Origin of the sequence: Campylobacter sp. 2457A (assembly GCF_020135895.1) — a bacterium.
GTDB lineage: Bacteria > Campylobacterota > Campylobacteria > Campylobacterales > Campylobacteraceae > Campylobacter_D > Campylobacter_D taeniopygiae.
The window spans coordinates 1-434 of the sequence record NZ_JACHTO010000106.1; the positions used below are offsets into that span (position 1 = coordinate 1).

Genomic DNA, 434 nt, shown 5'->3' on the forward strand with positions numbered 1-434 from the left:
TTCTTTTAAAATGTTTAGGTATCATATAAAGAGGTAATTTATCTTTTAAAAACATTCTAAAATCAATTTCTTCTTTACTCTCATAAAAACAAATAATCTCTTCTTTAAAAATACAAGCAGAGTTTCTTACTTTATCATGAGAATTAATAATACTTTCTATTTCTCCTAATTCTATTCTATGACCCATGTATTTAATCTGATTATCTGCTCTTCCATAACACAATAATTCTTCAAATTCATTATAAGCAACAATGTCTCCTGTTTTATAGAGTAAATCTAAATAATTATCATGTAAAGGATTTTGTATAAAAGCTTTTTTGGTTTTTTCTTTATCATTGTAATATCCTAAGGATAAAGAAGTTCCTCTTATATATAATTCTCCTTTTTTGCCTATTTCTTTAGGACTTATATAATTCATATTCTCATCAAAGACT

1 pseudogene is annotated in these 434 nt (G+C 24.0%); it reads right to left on the bottom strand.

Features of this window, described 5'->3' with window-relative positions:
- A pseudogene (locus H2280_RS08545) lies at positions 1 to 434 on the bottom strand (amino acid adenylation protein); the annotation flags it as partial.